Origin of the sequence: Dehalococcoides mccartyi, from assembly GCF_001889305.1 — a bacterium.
GTDB lineage: Bacteria > Chloroflexota > Dehalococcoidia > Dehalococcoidales > Dehalococcoidaceae > Dehalococcoides > Dehalococcoides mccartyi_A.
In genome coordinates this window covers 291314-307508 of sequence record NZ_CP013074.1, presented here as the reverse complement: position 1 = coordinate 307508, position 16195 = coordinate 291314, and the positions used below count along the sequence as shown (strand labels likewise).

Below are 16195 nucleotides of genomic sequence, written 5' to 3'. Positions count from 1 at the left end.
AAATGGCCGAAAAATATAATCCGCAGGAAACAGAAAAAAAGTGGCAGGATAAATGGGCGGCAGACCGCCTTTACCACGCCGGTGAAGACAGCCCCAAACCCAAATGGTACTCCCTTACCATGTTCCCTTATACTTCTGGCAACCTCCATATAGGCCACTGGTATGCCGAAGTCCCGGCAGACTGTTTTGCCAGATACAAACGCTTAAACGGCTTTAATGTAATGCGCCCGGTGGGTTTTGACTCTTTCGGCCTGCCGGCGGAAAACGCCGCCATCAAACACCATATTCACCCCCGTATCTGGACGCTGAACAATGTGGAAAATATGCGCCGCCAGCTTAAAACTATCGGTGCTATGTTTGACTGGGACAGAGAGGTTATAACCTGCCTGCCCGAATACTACAAGTGGACTCAGTGGTTCTTCTTAAAGCTGTATGAAGCCGGGCTGGCTTACCGCGCCAAAGCTCCGGTAAACTGGTGTCCCAGTTGTCAGGCGGTGCTGGCCAACGAACAGGTGGTAGACGGCACCTGCTGGAGATGTGAAACCCCCACCACCCGCCGTGACCTTGAACAGTGGTTTTTCCGCATTACCAACTATGCTGATGAACTTAAAGACCATGACGGCCTGGACTGGCCGGAAAAAATAACCGCTATGCAGAGAAACTGGGTGGGCAAAAGCTACGGGGCGGAAGTATCCTTTTCCCTGGACTGCCCGGCTACGCCCGAACATGAGATAAAGGTCTTTACCACCCGCCCTGACACTATTTACGGGGTGACCTTTATGGTACTGGCACCCGAACACCCTCTGGTTGAAAAGATTACCACCCCCGAAAACAAAGCGGCGGTGGATGAATATATAAAGAAATCCCGCGCCTGCACCGAGATTGAGCGCCTTTCCACCGAAAGGGAAAAGGACGGCGTTTTTACCGGTGCATACGTGACCAACCGGGTAAACGGCCATAAAGTACCCGTCTGGATTGGTGATTATGTTCTCCAGAGTTACGGCACCGGGGCGGTTATGGGCGTGCCCGCCCATGACGAGCGTGATTTTGTCTTTGCCCAAAAATACCATTTGCCGGTTATAACTGTAATTGCCCCACCGGATTATGACGGCCAGCCCCTTGAAACCGCTTATATAAATGAAGGGGTTATGCAGAATTCCGGCCCGTTTAACGGCCTGCCCAATACCGAAGGCAAAGAAAAGGTATGTGACTATCTGGCGGAACACGGCTGGGGCAAAAAAACCGTAAACTACAAACTGCGCGACTGGCTTATTTCCCGCCAGCGTTACTGGGGCGCCCCCATACCCATGGTCTACTGCGAAAAGTGCGGCATTGTACCCGTACCCGAAAAGGACCTGCCGGTGCTTCTGCCGGAAGATGTAGAGTTCCGCAGCGGGGGCGAATCCCCCCTGAAATATAATGAAGGCTTTGTAAATACCACTTGCCCGGTCTGCGGGGGTAAGGCCAAACGCGAAACAGATACCATGGATACCTTCATGTGTTCTTCGTGGTATTTCCTGCGTTATACCAGCCCCGGTTATGACAAAGGGCCGTTTGACCCGGAAAAACTGCGGTACTGGATGCCGGTAGACCTTTATACCGGCGGTGCCGAACACGCCGTTATGCACCTTTTTTATTCCCGTTTCTTCACCAAAGCCCTGCGGGATATGGGAATAATAGACTTCGGCGAACCTTTTAAAAAGCTTTTTAATCAGGGCATTATCGTCAGCAACCACCAGAAAATGAGCAAATCCAAGGGGAATGTAGTTACCCCGGATAATTTGGTGGCAGAGGTAGGCACAGACGCCGTCAGGGCTTACCTGATGTTTGTGGGCCCGTGGGATCAGGGCGGGGAATGGAATGATTCCGGCCTTTCGGGCATGAGCCGCTGGCTGAACCGGGTCTGGAATTTGTTTACAGAGGAATACACCCCAAACACCGCCTCGGCTGAAGCGGAACGCGAACTTAAGCGCACCCTCCACCAGACTATCAAAAAAATAACTATGGATATTGAACGGCTGCGTTTCAATACGGTAGTGGCCGCCCTGATGGAGCTTTCAAACAGCCTGGCCAAGTTTAAAGAGGCTGCCGCCATTTCGGCAGAAAGCTGGCAAAACAGCCTTAAAACTTTTGCCCTTATGCTTGCCCCGGTTGCCCCCCATATTGCCGAGGAACTCTGGACAAATCTAGGCATGGAATATTCCATTCACAACCAGAGCTGGCCTAAGTGGGACGAAGAACTGGCCAAAGACGAAGTAATTACCCTGATTATCCAGGTAAACGGCAAACTCCGCGAAAGGCTGGAAATGCCGGCCGGTATCTCGGAGGACGAAGCTAAGGAAACTGCCTTAAACAGCGCCAGAGTCAAGCCCCATCTTCAGGGCAAAACCCCGGCGTCTGTCATATATGTACCCGGCAAATTAGTAAATATTGTGGTGAAATAATATGAAAATAGCATTTATCGGCGGGGGGAATATGGGCGAGGCCATTTTGGGTGCCCTTATCAGGAAAAATATCTGCCCGCCGCAGGATATTACCGTAAGTGAGATTAAAGCCGAACGCCGCGCTTTCCTTGAAAATACCTATGGCATAAAGACCACCGCCGCAAATCCGGAGGCCATAAAAAACGCCGAAGTAGTTCTGCTGGCTATAAAACCCCAGAACCTGGCCGAACTGAGCGCCGGACTGAAAGGCAAACTGGCAGAGACACAGCTGGTGATATCCATTATTGCCGGGGCAACTCTAAGTAAACTGTCCAGCGGGCTTGGGCACAAAGCCGTAGTACGGGTTATGCCCAATACCCCGGCTATGATAGGCATGGGCATGAGCATCTGGACTGCCCTGCCGGCGGTAAGCCCCGCCCAGAAAGAACAAGCTAAAAGCATACTTTCCGCCATGGGCAAAGAAATATATACCGGCAAAGAAACCATGCTGGATGCGGCTACCGCCATCTCAGGTTCAGGCCCGGCTTATTTCTTCCTGTTTATGGAAAGTTTAGAAAAAGCAGCCCTGGAAATGGGTTTTACCCCTGAGGAAGCCTCTATACTGGTATCCCAGACAGCCGCCGGTTCGGCTGTTTATGCCGGGAAATCCGGCCTGCCGCTAGCCCAGCTCCGCAAAAACGTAACCTCTCCCGGCGGCACTACCGCCGAAGCTATAAAGGTATTTGAGGAAGCAGGACTGGAAACAACCGTAATTAAGGCTGCAAAAGCGGCTTTTGACCGTTCGGTAGAGCTGGGTAAGGGTTAAGCTGCCCTTAGTTCAAGACCTGTTTAAATACAGCTGGCAAATCCCGGCCAATCCGGCTATTGCGTTTATCCCTGCGGATATGCTTTAATCAAAGCCATGAACTGGTTAGATATAGTTTTACTGATAGCACTGGGCGCTCAAACCGTAAGCGGCTTTTTTACCGGCCTGATACTCAATTTCCTGCATCTGGTGGGGCTGATAATAGGTATTATACTGGCAGGCCGCTTCTACCCTACAGTTGCCGAATGGCTCAGTTTTATATCCAGCCCGGAGTGGGCAAATATAATCGCTTTCCTGCTGGTACTTATGGCTATCTGGGTAACAACCACCATCATTGCCAAGCTGCTTGATACCATAATAAAGCCGACTTTCCTTAACTGGGTAAATCGGCTGGGGGGTGCAATATTCGGTTTGCTGGTGTCCAGCATTTTTACTGCCGCCCTGCTGGCCATCTGGGTTAAGTTCTTTGGCTCCGCTTCGGTCATTACCGATTCTGCCGTAGCCCAGATACTTCTTGACAAGTTTCCGCTGATTCTGTCGCTTTTACCGGATGAGTTCGGAGTAATCCGTGACTTTTTCAACTAAAGCAAATACAAAACCTTCACACTAAACCGCCGTAACCCAGATGGCTCTTAAGGCATTTACTGTTTTATTTAAAACAATCTATCCAGATCGCCTTAAAATTTTTTATTTTTACTTGGGGCTTTCGCCGGGGTGCAGTTTCTGCCATTTTGCCAGCAACTCTTCGTGAGATTCATTGCAGCATTTCACACAGGAGTCTACCGGGCAGATTTCAACGCACTGAGGGGTTTCAAAAGCACCCACGCACTCAGAACACTTTTCAGGATCAATAATGTAAATAGTCTCGCCTTCCGAAATAGCCTTGTTGGGGCATTCCGGTTCACAAGCTCCACAACTGATACAGTCATCTGTTATCTTGAACGACATAAATTCCTTCTACCTCCAAAATCTGTCTTAAGCAAAACTTCTTCTGGCGATACACCCTCCTGTAAAATAATTAATTGATTATACCACACTAGGCAGGCGCTAACTTGATTTTTAAAGCTGCTGCCACATGTTCCGATATTAGCCCGCTTGAGTCCCCGCCCAGCATCACTATTTCCTTTATAAGGGAGGCACTGAGATACTGGTACTGAGGCTCAGAGAAAAGACAACAAAGCTCAATCCCCTCATCAAGGCGGCGGTTCATAACATACATTTCCATCTCACGCTCAAAATCAGCCCCAACCCTGAGACCGCGGATTATAAGCGAAGCACCCGTCTTACGGGCGAAACTGACCATAAGACCACGGAAAGAGCACACCTCTACATTAGGAATGTCTTTAACGGATTGTTTGATGAAATCTACCCTCTCGGCGGCAGTAAAAAGCCCCGGTTTGGCAGGGTTATCAAAGACAGCAATAATCAGCCGGTCACAAAAGCCAGAGGCGCGCCTGGCGACGCTCAAATGGCCGAGGGTTACCGGGTCAAACCGGCCCGGGTAAATGGCTATCAAAACTGCTATCCTTTCTGTATATAGCGATAAGGCTATCCCCATGGCGATGTTCTTTTAACATCTTAAGCCGCCCATAACGTTCGGCAAGGGTTAGATGGGCAGAATGGGTCACCGCCATGACTGTGCTTTCACCGATAAGCCCTGAATTCCCCAGCTTCTCCAGTACCTCGCCAATCTGCTGGTTGCGGTACGGCGGGTCTGCCAGTATTACGTCATATTGTTTTTTCAGGAAGGCTATTGCCTTGGGCACATCCAAACAATAAACGTGAGCCTGGCTTGCACAGCCAATGGTTTCCAAATTTTGTTTTATTATATCACAACAACAGCGCTCGTGCTCAACAAAATCTACATGCCCTGCCCCGCGGGAAAGTGCCTCCAGACCCAGAGAGCCGCTGCCGGAATAAATATCCAGCACCTCGCTCCAGTCTTCAGCAATTGCCTCCAGCATGGACATCATAGCTCCTCTGACCAACTCGGTAGCCGGACGAGTGGCTTTCCGCTGGGGCACGATAATGTTTTTACCTTTGGCATCTCCGGCAATAATTCTCATGCTTTAAAAAATAGCGGAATATAAACTCCAAATCAAGTTAAAAAGGGTGTAAATCCTGTTCCGGGCAGATATTCCGGCAAAAACGCTGACTTTGAAAACATCTGCAGCATAATCCGGCCTGACAGGCTTAGGACTATGCCGGTTGTCCAAAGAAATTTGAAACTTTTTTAAATATCTTCCATCATTTTCAGCCTGAATGCAGGTGATTTTCAGAGTTTTCCCAGCTAAAAAAACAATCTCAAAATATTTATTCCAGACTAAATCCCGGCACTAGTACTTTGGATATAAGTTATTCGTGATTTTAACTTGCGTTTAAACAACTACTTGGTATATCATATTAACAAATTGTGTCTCCAGAGCCTTTAGTAAGGAGGTAGTGATGAGGTCTCAGTTTAGTAGGCGAGATTTCCTCAAGATCAGCGGAGGGACCGCGGGTCTCTTTGCCACAGCTGGTCTTTTCCGTGGACCCATCAAGGGTGTTGAGCCCAAGATGGTTGACACGCGCCCCCGGTGGGTAAAAGAAACCACCACCATTTGTCCCTTTGACGCCAGCGGTTGCGGATTTATCTGCTATACCGATTCGGCCGGCAACCTCACCAATATGGAAGGTGATCCTGATAATCCAGTAAATCGGGGAAGTGCCTGCTCCAAAGGTGCTTCGCTGATTCAACTTCACAATAATAAACACCGTTTGGAAAAGGTACTTTACCGTGCCGCCGGTGCGAATGATTGGGAAGAAAAAAGCTGGGATTGGGCAATTGGTGAAATTGCCAAAAAGGTAAAAACCAGTCGCGACAGCGGGTTTGTGGCTAAAAATGCTGCAGGCAAGACTGTCAACCGCACCGAGGCAATAGCCTCCCTGGGCGGAGCTACTCTGGACAACGAAGAATGTTATCTGCTGTCCAAGATGCTTCGCGCCCTGGGCATTGTCTACCTGGACAGCCAGGCCAGACTGAGCACCGCTTCCGGAATGGAAGCTCTGGCTGCTTCGTTCGGACAAAACGCCATGAACAACAGCTGGACCGATGTTTCAAATGCCAACGTTATTTTGGACATGGGCGGTAACCCGGCTGAAAACTACCCTGCCTGTTTCTCCCATCTGGGTGAAGCCATGGGAAAAGGGGCAGAGCTTATCAGCGTTGACTGCCGCCTGACCCGGACTGCGGCCAAGGCCGGCACATTCGTTGCCGCCCGCTCCGGTTCGGAGATTGCCTTTACCGGCGGTCTTATCAAGTATGTCATTGCTGACATTGAAGCCCACCCCGCAAATTACAACCTGACTTATATTACCGAGTACACCACTGCCGGCATGGTAGTAAATTCCAACTTCAAGGGCCCGGCCGATTTGGACGGTATGTTTACCGGTTACAACTCCGCCAGCCATTCTTACGACCAGTCAAACTGGAGTTTTGCCAAAGCCAGCAACGGTGAGCCGGTAATAGACAAAACCCTGACCAACCCCAATTGTGTCTTCCAGCTTTTGAAGAAGCAATATGCCCGTTATACCCCGGAAATGGTGGCCGCAACCTGTGGCTGCTCTCAGGCTGATTTTGCAAAGGTCTGTGCCTCTTTTGCCGCAACCGGCAAAGCAGACAAGGCCGGCGCTATTATCTACGCCATGAGCTCCACCCAGCACACTTCCGGCGCTCAGACAGTCCGGGCTTATGCCATACTTCAAATGCTGCTGGGCAATATCGGCGTATCCGGCGGCGGTTTATTCGCCCTGGGCGGCGAATCTAACGTACAGGGTGCTGCTGACAACGGTGTTTCCTGGAACAAACTGCCCGGTTATTTATCTGCCCCCACCGAAGATGACACCAATTTTGCTGCTTTTGCCGCTAAATCCAGCGAGCAGAACGCAGCCAGCCTTTTGAAGGCCTGGTACGGCTCTAATGCCTCCAGCTCAAATGGCTTTGGTTTCAGCTTCCTGCCCAAGACAGATTTAAATACCAATTATTCTTACGTAAACGCTATCAAGCAGATGGCTGCCGGCAAGATAAAGGGCGCTTTTGCCTGGGGTGCAAACCCGGTGGTTGAAAGTTCTGCTGCCGGTCAGGCTATTCAGGCTTTGGCCAAACTGGACTGGCTGGTAGTGACAGACATGTTTGAATCTGAAACTGCTGCTTTCTGGAAGAAAGAAGGCATCAGTTCACAGACCGAGGTCTTCCTGCTGCCCACTGCCTGCTCTTACGAAAAAGAAGGCAGTGTAACCAATGCCGACCGCTGGGTACAGTGGCGAAACAAGGCCGTAAATGCCGTCGGTGAAGCCAAATCCGAGCTTGAGATTATCAGCTCACTGCTCAGCCGCCTTCAGTCCCTTTATCAGGGTGAAAGCGCTCTGAATGCAGAGGCTGTTACTAAACTCAGCTGGACTTACAGCACCAATCCCTCTGCGGCTGACGTAGCCAAAGAGATGAACGGTTATCAAGTATCCTCCATGCAGCAGATTGACAGCCCTGAAGACCTGAAGTCAGATGGAACTGTTGCCTGCGGCAATAATCTTTATATCGGCAGCTTTACAGATAGCGGCAACAAGATGGCACGGCGTGAACAGACCGGTGCTTTCCATGCCGGCTGGGCCTGGAGCTGGCCGATGAATGTACGTATCCTGAACAACCGCGCTTCAGTTGACCTGAGCGGCCAGCCCTTCAATGCGGCTAAGCCCGTTGTCAGCTGGAACGGTATGGGTTGGACCGGTGACGCAGTTGACGGTAAAGTAGGCCCGGTTAATCAGAGCGGTGAACTACCCTTCAAAGGCACAAGCGGTAATACCGCCCAGCTCTTTGCCGCTATGGTTGACGGCCCTATGCCCGAACATTATGAACCATGGGAAAGCCCGGTGGACAATGCTCTGTCTGGCACCCAGAATAACCCAACTGCTATGATCTTCGAGGGCGACACTAAGGGCAGTGCCGGTGAATATCCGGTTATCTGTACCACCATTCGCACCGTAGAGCATAGTCTGGGCGGCCAGTTAACCCGCAATATGCCTTTCCTGGTGGAACTTGCCCCGGCCGCTTATGTGGAAATATCCGAACAGCTGGCCAGCGAAAAGGGTATCAAGGCCGGTGATATTGTAAAACTCACCTCAGCCAGAGGCAGCGTATCAGTAGCTGCGGCTGTCACCAAACGACTTAAATCCTTCAGCATTGGCGGCAAAACTGTTCATCAGGTAGCTATCCCCTATCACTGGGGCTTTATGGGAATTGCACAGGGTGACAGTGCCAACACACTTGCCCCGAACACCGCAGACTCCAACTCATCCACCCCTGAGTTCAAGGCGTTCCTGGTCAAGGTTGAAAAAGAAGCCGACGGTACCGTACCTACCATTACCGGACGCTACACGGTACTTGAGGACTAAGCCATGAAGTATCTGAATGCTAAATTAAACGGCGAACTCGCATATACGGAAGGGATTTCTCCTTCCAGGAAGGGAGGGCTTTAGAGCATGTTCAGTGCCATCAAGGGCTGGGTAAACAAGCTCGAACAGACCGGCAACCCCAACGTGCCTTTATTCGGCAAATGGGGACTCCTCCAGATTATCCTTGGTCTGGGTGCCTTAACCGTGGCCGGGTTGAAACTGGCTTATGGTCTGGGTCCCATCACCAACCTTTCAGATAACTGGCCCTGGGGTCTTTGGGTTGCCTTTGACGTAGGCGCATATATCGCCTCGGCGGCCGGTGGTTTTACCATGGCTGCCATTGTATACATATTCGGTTTTGAGAAATTCCGCCCCCTGGTACGGCCGGCTATTCTCATTGGTGCATTGTGTTACACCATCGGCGCTATCGGCATCATGATTGACCTTGCCCGCTCCATACGGATTGTTCATCCTATCTGGATGTGGAACCATGAGTCCATCATGTTTGAAGTAGGCTGGTGCGTTATGATGTACCTGACCGTACTCTATCTCGAATTCTCCAACAATATTTTTGAACGTATTGGCTGGAAGAAGCTGGGTAACCTGCAGCATGCCTTTATTATCCCGCTGGTTATCTTCGGCATTATGCTCTCCTTCCTCCACCAGTCTTCACTGGGTGCCCTGTTCCTGATTAACCCGGCTCAGCAGCCCCTCTGGCACGGCCCGCTGATGGGTCACCTGTTCCTGGTATCCGCCATGGCTCTGGGTTTGTCAGTTCTCACTTACTTCTCCATTATACTGTCACGCTCCTGGAAGATGACCCTGCGTATGGATATACTTTCCAAACTGGGGCTGGTTATCGCCTGGATTCTGCTAGTTTATCTGGCAGCCCGCGGCGTTGACTACGCTATCACCGGAAACCTGGCCACCGGCCTTAACGGTGACTGGTATACCGTACTCTGGGTAGCTGAAGTAGGTATCGGCATGTTGCTGCCCATGATACTGCTCTTCATAAAGAAGGTCCGCACTTCACGCACCGGCCTTCTCTGGGCAACCGGTTTGATAATTATGGGTGTGGTCTTAAACCGCATAAATACCCTGGTTATCTCTCAGGCTCCCAACCGCGAAGGCAGTTATTTCCCGCACATACTGGAATTCGTCTTCACCTTCGGTCTTATTGCCGGGGCTATGTATGTATTCCGCCTGTGTGCCAAATACCTGCCGCTTTATTCTGACCACATGAAGGGGCTTACCCCCGAACAGGTCAAGAAAGCACCTGAGGTTATACCGGCAAACTAAATGAATACTAATCGGCTGGAGCGTATCAATTCGGAAATTGAAAGATACAGGGCCGCTCAGCCGGAACTGGAAACCATACTTGCCCTGTACCAGAAGGTTTTTGCAATTCAGGAGTCGGCTTCCTCGCAAGAGGAGCCGGCTCCCCTTATTTCAGAGGAAGATGCCATAGCCAAGCTGGCATCCGGCGAATATATACTGAAAGGTATTCCGCTTAGCCCCCCGGCCGAACTTTTTCACCAGACAGGCCTTAAACTGGGACAGGCCTTTACCCAAACAGCCGGAGAGAAATTCCCCGCTCCAGCCCTGCTTAAGCTGATAGAAAGCCATCCTGAAGGATTATCCGGCTTTATTTCCGCCATACTCGCGGATAATCTGGACTATCTGGCTGAATTTGCCCAAAAAACCAGCTTCAATCCCGAAACGCTGCTCTTCTTTGTGACCAATTTGGTTTCTCCTTTTTCAGCGGCCCAAGCCAAATACTATCAACCGCAGGTAGATCTGCTAGGCTGGGATAAAAATACCTGCCCCTTCTGCGGCTCAAGCCCCCGCTACTCCCGGCTGGATAAGGACAACGGTGCCCGCCGCCTGTTCTGCTCACTCTGCCACATCCAATGGAATTACCGCCGGATAAAATGCGCCTATTGTTCCAATGCCAATGCCGAAAAGCTCCGTCATTTCTACTCTGCAGTGTTCCCTTACCAGCGGGTGGATGTCTGCGAAAAGTGTAAGTCATACATCAAGACCACTGATGAACGGCGGCTGGGACGCGAGTGTCTGCCTGAAGTTGAAGACGCTGTTTCCATCCATCTGGATAACATCGCCCAGAACGAGGGCTACCAGCCCGGCTAGAACCCCTTTTAAGCCCCCTTCCCTGCCCTGCCAATACGGAATGTCTAAATCCCCCAAAGCGCATAGTTATGCCATTTTAATAAGGCGAAATTTACTGGAAAAGCACACAGGGGAAGATAATACCGAAAAAAGAAAGGGGGCTTCCGCCCCCCGTTATTTACTTATTTCCCCTCATCTACCGGACACTCCGGTTGAGGCACTTCAACCGGCTTTATTTCCTTAGGCGGCCTGAGGAGTGACGCCGCAATTGATATCGCCAGTATAACCGCCACCACACTTAAGGAAAGCGCCACCGGCAGATGAACAAAATCACTTATCAGCATTTTTATACCCAGGAAAGACAGTATAGCCGCCAAACCATAATGCAAATAATGCAGTTTCTGAATTACCCCTGAAAGTGCCATATACATAGCCCTCAGCCCCATCACGGCAAAGATGTTAGACGTAAAGACAATAAACGGGTCTAAAGTAATGGCCATAACCGCAGGTATGGAATCTATAGCAAAAACCAAATCCATAGCCTCTATTGTAACCAGCACCAGAATCAAGGGGGTAGCCAGTTTTCTGCCGTTTTCTTTTATAAAGAAATGGTCACCATGGAGTTTGTTGGTCATGGGCAAAATACGGCAGACAAAATTTACCAGAGGATTTTTATCAGGGTGTATCTCTTTATTCTGGTCTTTCACCATACGTATACCGGTATAAATCAGGAAAGCCCCGAATATATACAGCACCCAGCTGAGGTTTTCTATAAGGGTAATGCCGGCCGCTATAAAAACCGCCCGCATAATAATAGCCCCCAGAATACCCCAGAACAGAACCTTGTGCTGATACTCCCTTTTGATACAGAAATAAGAGAATATCATGATGAATACAAACAGGTTATCAACCGAAAGGGACAACTCAATAATATACCCGCTTAGATAATTAAGCCCTATTTCATTGCCCAAACTGAAATACACAAGCCCGCCGAATATCAGGGCCAGTAAAATCCAGACACCACTCCAGATAAGAGCTTCTTTAGTCTTTACTTCATGGGCGCGGCGGTGAAAAACACCCAAATCCAGCGCCAGCATACAAAGCACCATTACAGCAAATATTACCCACAAAACAGTCAAAGACAAGGCAATACTCCTTTAAACCAAATACCGTTACTCCAAAAGAAATTACGGAATGAAGAACCTGTGTCTATATACCATCTTAATCAGGCTAATATAACACCCGCCATAAGACCCGTCAAATACCTTAAAAAGCTGAAGGGGAGCGCTTTTGACGCTCCCCTTTTCAGTTCTAGTAAGTTTCGTTATTCTCTGAAACGGGTTTCCTTGACCGTTTAAAGAAGGGAGGTTTCCCCACTTTATTCCCCGGACGGGCAGGGCGATCTGCAAAAGAAACCTTGCCGTTAAACCGGGCAGGACGCCTGCCTGAAGGCTGTTCGTGATTTTCAAAATCAGCCGGGTTATGCTCACGGGGAGTAAACCCGGTTTCCTTTTTGAAAGCAGGACGCACTTGTTCGGAAACAGGAAAGCTATTCTCTTTTCTATAAGAGGGACGGTCATTAAACCGGGCTTCAGGTCTGGGTGCCGGCGCAGGGCTATCCTCAAAAGAAGACTGCCTCTGTATACGGGGTGCTAAGTTACCCTCCCTGCGGAAACGGGGAGCAGAATTTGAGGGGCGGCCCGGTCTGAAACCTGCATTATAGGGTCTGGCAGGGCTTAGCGGCATCTCAGCCGGGGTATCCGTTTGCAAAGCCTCATTTACAGACATTTCAGGGTGATTGTAACCGCCACTTGAATAACCGCGGCGGGGGGCAAAATCCCTGCGTTGTGACTGGTGTTGTCCATCATTGCGGGTAGTCGCATAATCAAACCCGTCAACCCGAAGACGCTGAATAGGGCTGCTTAAGAGCCTTTGAATATCCCTTACCATATCGCCATCACGTCCGGTTACCAAACTGAGGGCCTGACCGGTGCGGTCAAAACGCCCTGTCCGCCCGATACGGTGAGTATAATCTTCAGGAGTATCCGGCATATCGTAGTTTATCACATGGGAAATATGGTCAATATCCAAGCCTCTGGCGGCAATATCAGTAGCTACCAGAATTTTGAAATTTCCGCGGCGGAATCCTTCCATAACGGCATGACGGCGGTTCTGGGAAAGATTACCCTGAAGCGAAGCGGTAGTAAAACCGGCTTTAGATATTTCGTCAGCCAGATTTTCTGCCCCGTACTTGGTTCGGGCAAATATCAGGACAGACTTAGTTTCCGTTGTTTTCAGTATTTCAATCAGCAAAGGGGTTTTCTGGTGGCTTTTCACCGGATAAACGCTATGGCTGACACTGCTTGCCGGAGCCTGAGTCCCAACCTGTATAGTCACCGGATTGGTTTGACTTTCCTGAGTAAGCTTACGGACCTCCGGCGGCATGGTTGCCGAAAATAAAAGAGTTTGATGAGGCTGAACCAGGCATTTTAAAATGCTCTGGATATCCGGCTGGAAACCCATATCAAACATGCGGTCAGCTTCGTCTATAATCAGGGTTTCAACCCCGCAAACATCAATAGTACCCCGCCATATATGGTCCAGAAGCCTGCCGGGACAAGCAACCACTACATCCACCCCGCTCCTTAAGCGGCGGATTTGCTGGTCCATATTTACACCGCCGTAAATGGAGCACTCCCGAATACGGGCGCGCTGACCAAGTGAACGGAAACTATCGGAAATCTGGCAAGCCAGTTCCCGGGTCGGTGCAATAACAAGGGTGCGTACCCGTCCCCTGGGAGTGGAAAGCATTTTCTGAATAATGGGCAGAGCATAAGCAGCGGTTTTACCTGTACCTGTTTGAGCCAGACCAATAACATCGTGCCCTTCCATAATGGGGGGAATAGCCTGAGCCTGAATAGGAGTGGGCTCTTTATAGCCGCAGGCTCTTACTCCAGCCATAACAGCCGGAGCAAAATTGAAAGATTCGAAAGACATACAACTCCTGTTGAGTGCTTGGCACTCATATTTTTCTTCTGCCGGCAGTCAGACAACCGCTAATTTCTCACTGTTGTCCAGATAGGAAATCTTATATCCCATCATTATCCTGCCCTGTTCTAAAAAGGATGCAGAAGATAGGAGTGCAAGTAATTACCTGGGGGTAGATACGCCGGTCCTTCTAGAAGGACGGTTGAAAAGCTACCCAGCCCTGGGATTTTTCCCTGCCCGGGCCAGGCCTATGTGAGACTGGGGCCAAACCCGAATTACTGTATTTTCTTATCTGTGTTGCCCTGCTTATGCAGTCCACTAAGAATATATCATACGGGGTTTTATGTCAAATTTACCCCATTGACCGTTCAAACTGGATTGGAGTTTACCTGCCAAATACAAAAGGAAAGGCAGAAGGCCATACAGCCCCCTGCCTTTCTTTACTTAGCACTTACTAAGTGGTTTAAATGCCTGATTTGCGGTTACGCCGCCAGATAAGCTGCCAGGTTATACCCAGCACCAGCAACGCCAGTAAGCCGAATATCAGACCGGAACTGCGGGCGGCACTGGCCACCGATTCTTCGTTAAATGTATTAACAAAGACGATACCGCTGCCAGCCAGCAAAACAAACAAAGCCATCATCAGGTAATCTATCCAGATAAGTTTTATATTATGTTCCTTGGCGGCATGCCACAGCCAGTTGCCAAATATACCGACAAGCAAGCCGAACAAAAAGATAATTGCTGTCATATCTCCAACTCCTTTTTAAAGTACCTTGATATTCAGAAAGACCCCGTGTCTATCTCCAGGGAGCCCATTCACCGGTTTCATGCCCTTCGGGATAGCGGTTATAGAAGAAATCATCCAGCTTAACCAGGAACGGGGCAAAGGCCGGGTTCTGGCCTACCATACGCCCTATTTCGTGAATCAGGGTGTCAGGTTTAGACCAGGGGCAGACGCTCTGGCACTTGGAACAGCCATAAGCCAACCTTTGGGACAAACATTTTTTGCCATCCTGGAACCAGCGGATAGACTTGACTACCGTATCCACTTCGCTGGGTTCGTCATCCATGGAAATAGCACTGGCAGGACAATTGTCAGCACACTTCTTGCAGACCTTGCAGAATTCCTGAAGACCAAAATCTATGGGCTTATCCGGAACCAGCGGCAAGTTTGTAAAGACTTCCATGATTCTCATCTGGGCGCCCCAGGGTGAAATCACCAGGCCACTCCTGCCCAATTCACCCAGACCGGCTTTGACCGCAAAGGGGGTATCCATAATATCAGTATCGCTAAAGATATTGGCCTTAGCATCATGTCCCAGTGAGCGGATTATGGATTCCAGATAATGGGGAGCAAAGTCCGATTGGGAACAGGCTATTTTGGCACTGGCCTCAACCAGAGGTCCGGTCATAGCACTTAGAGTATCGGTATCACATTTGTCAGCCATGACAATGCAGTATTTGTAGGGATACGGCCAGGGTATTTCACGGCCCTCATCTACATAATTTGCATGTCCGGTGGTATAAGTACCCTTGGTTCTGCCAACGCTGTAGAAGAAAGGTTTCATATCTTCAGTTACTTCGCAGATACCCACCTGCTCACAGCCAAACCAGCGGCAGATTTTCTTTATGCGGGCTGTCATTTCTTCGGGAGAAAGCTCAACCTTAGTGGCGGCTATAGGTGCCTGCTGATACCGGCCCGGCTCAAGGGTAATATGCCATCTGTCCATAGCAATCTGGAAAGCATTACTCCAAGTATAATCAGCCGCTTCCAGAGGGGTAATTTCAGCTGCGTGTTTCTTTTTTTCCTGAACAGCGGCCAACAATACCGGCCCCCAGTCTCCGGGTTCACCTGACCAGTCACCGGTTGAGCCGCGCCTGACTATCTGGGAAAAACCATGTTCGCGGGCATCAAGTCTTTGAGTAGGGGCAATAACCCTGGTAGTGCCTATATAGCCGTCCTTGTTTTCAATCCTTTTGTAAAAACTTGTCGGCAGGTCTCGGGTAAGGGAGGCACTTCCCATTTCATCCATAGCTTTGCCGCCAGGATGAACCAGATCCTCAGCGGATACGGTTGAAGCTGTTGCCATGATAGTAGCAACGGTGGCGGCAGATGCGAGGCCCGCACCTTTTACAAAATCACGACGGTTTATTTTTTCATCCATGTCCTGACCTTTTTATTTACCTTTCCTAATAGATTTCATTTCACCACAGATATCCAGGCAAATTGCGCGCATCAGCCTTTATCTGCAGCGGGTATTACCCGTATGGTATTACATAACTTAGCTAACACTCAATAACTAGTGGATACTAATCAGTAATACCCCGTATCAGTTCTGTTACACCCCGTTTAAACATTCGGGTGTCAATTGTATTACCCCATTAATAGATATAAAATAAA

At 49.7% G+C, this 16195-nt stretch carries 13 protein-coding genes; 6 read left to right on the top strand and 7 right to left on the bottom strand.

Annotation, left to right across the window (positions count from 1 at the left end; all coding sequences use genetic code 11):
* The first annotated feature begins 2 nt into the window (after positions 1–2).
* The 3 genes from leuS (at position 3) to ASJ33_RS01660 (ending at position 3834) form a co-directional block, all read left to right on the top strand.
* A complete protein-coding gene (gene leuS, locus ASJ33_RS01670; protein ID WP_023651856.1) occupies positions 3–2444 on the top strand; it encodes a leucine--tRNA ligase in 2442 nt (813 codons plus the stop codon).
* Position 2445: 1 nt separating this feature from the next.
* Positions 2446–3249, top strand: coding sequence for a pyrroline-5-carboxylate reductase (gene proC, locus ASJ33_RS01665; protein ID WP_023651855.1), 804 nt, complete (start codon positions 2446–2448; stop codon positions 3247–3249).
* Between the two features lie 96 nt (positions 3250–3345).
* Positions 3346–3834 (top strand): CvpA family protein, encoded by a 489-nt coding sequence (locus ASJ33_RS01660; protein WP_041330554.1) that lies wholly within the window; start codon positions 3346–3348, stop codon positions 3832–3834.
* 108 nt (positions 3835–3942) lie between these two features.
* On the opposite strand, the gene ASJ33_RS01655 is transcribed toward ASJ33_RS01660, so the two are convergent.
* The 3 genes from ASJ33_RS01655 to rsmD all read right to left on the bottom strand — a co-directional run bounded on the left by ASJ33_RS01655 (position 3943) and on the right by rsmD (position 5315).
* A complete protein-coding gene (locus tag ASJ33_RS01655) occupies positions 3943–4197 on the bottom strand; it encodes a YfhL family 4Fe-4S dicluster ferredoxin (RefSeq protein ID WP_012881526.1) in 255 nt (84 codons plus the stop codon).
* Positions 4198–4285: 88 nt separating this feature from the next.
* Positions 4286–4765 carry a pantetheine-phosphate adenylyltransferase gene (coaD, locus tag ASJ33_RS01650; protein WP_041330552.1) on the bottom strand — a complete coding sequence of 160 codons (480 nt, stop codon included), beginning with the start codon at positions 4763–4765 and terminating at the stop codon, positions 4286–4288.
* Positions 4737–5315, bottom strand: coding sequence for a 16S rRNA (guanine(966)-N(2))-methyltransferase RsmD (gene rsmD / locus ASJ33_RS01645; protein WP_012881524.1), 579 nt, complete (start codon positions 5313–5315; stop codon positions 4737–4739). Before rsmD ends, coaD begins: the two co-directional genes overlap by 29 nt.
* Positions 5316–5694: 379 nt before the next feature.
* On the opposite strand from rsmD, the gene fdnG reads away from it, so the two are divergent.
* From fdnG to ASJ33_RS01630, 3 genes are all read left to right on the top strand, one after another.
* Positions 5695–8676 carry a formate dehydrogenase-N subunit alpha gene (gene fdnG / locus ASJ33_RS01640; RefSeq protein WP_041330550.1) on the top strand — a complete coding sequence of 994 codons (2982 nt, stop codon included), beginning with the start codon at positions 5695–5697 and terminating at the stop codon, positions 8674–8676.
* 87 nt (positions 8677–8763) lie between these two features.
* The gene (nrfD, locus tag ASJ33_RS01635) at positions 8764–9975 is read left to right on the top strand and encodes an NrfD/PsrC family molybdoenzyme membrane anchor subunit (protein WP_023651850.1); all 1212 of its coding nucleotides are present in this window, start codon (positions 8764–8766) and stop codon (positions 9973–9975) included.
* Positions 9976–10824 (top strand): formate dehydrogenase accessory protein FdhE, encoded by an 849-nt coding sequence (locus ASJ33_RS01630; protein ID WP_041330548.1) that lies wholly within the window; start codon positions 9976–9978, stop codon positions 10822–10824.
* A gap of 161 nt (positions 10825–10985) precedes the next feature.
* On the opposite strand, the gene ASJ33_RS01625 is transcribed toward ASJ33_RS01630, so the two are convergent.
* The 4 genes from ASJ33_RS01625 to ASJ33_RS01610 form a co-directional block, all read right to left on the bottom strand.
* On the bottom strand, positions 10986–11948 hold the full coding sequence (locus ASJ33_RS01625) for a TerC family protein (RefSeq protein ID WP_023651848.1): 963 nt from the start codon (positions 11946–11948) through the stop codon (positions 10986–10988).
* A gap of 166 nt (positions 11949–12114) precedes the next feature.
* A complete protein-coding gene (locus ASJ33_RS01620; RefSeq protein WP_023651847.1) occupies positions 12115–13800 on the bottom strand; it encodes a DEAD/DEAH box helicase in 1686 nt (561 codons plus the stop codon).
* A gap of 454 nt (positions 13801–14254) precedes the next feature.
* Positions 14255–14542, bottom strand: a complete 288-nt coding sequence (locus tag ASJ33_RS01615; RefSeq protein ID WP_041330546.1) for a hypothetical protein — start codon at positions 14540–14542, stop codon at positions 14255–14257.
* Between the two features lie 49 nt (positions 14543–14591).
* Positions 14592–15959: a reductive dehalogenase gene (locus ASJ33_RS01610; protein ID WP_041330544.1), complete on the bottom strand. Its 1368-nt coding sequence runs from the start codon at positions 15957–15959 to the stop codon at positions 14592–14594.
* Positions 15960–16195 lie beyond the last annotated feature (236 nt).